Annotated in this window: 1 protein-coding gene; it reads right to left on the bottom strand. The window is 64.4% G+C overall.

The features are described 5' to 3' along the window. A partial coding sequence (locus FKN01_RS32355; RefSeq protein WP_143626201.1) for an AMP-binding protein occupies positions 1-329 on the bottom strand: 329 nt, incomplete at both ends.

Raw genomic sequence — 329 nt, 5'->3', positions numbered from 1 at the left:
ACGACCCAGATACCCACGCGCCAAACCCACACCCGCCACATAAAGCTCACCCACAACACCCGGCGGAACCACACGCAACAACGAATCCAGCACATAGACCTGCGTATTCGGCAATGGCCGTCCGATGGGGAGAGCGCCGTGTTCCAAGTCGCCGGCACTGATACGGGTCCAGACGCTGTCGGCGCTGGCCTCGGAGAAACCGTACGAATTCAGGAGCCGCGCGTCGGGAAATGCCTGCAGGAAACGGCGTGCCGTGGCGGGCGAAAGCGCCTCACCACTGCTGGTCCACATCGCCTCCCCGGCCCGGGGACCGAGCAGATCCTCCTCCA

It is taken from the genome of Streptomyces sp. 130 (assembly GCF_007096885.1).
Classification (GTDB): domain Bacteria; phylum Actinomycetota; class Actinomycetes; order Streptomycetales; family Streptomycetaceae; genus Streptomyces.
Note: the sequence above shows the minus strand (reverse complement) of the source record. Positions and strands in the feature narration are given on the sequence as shown.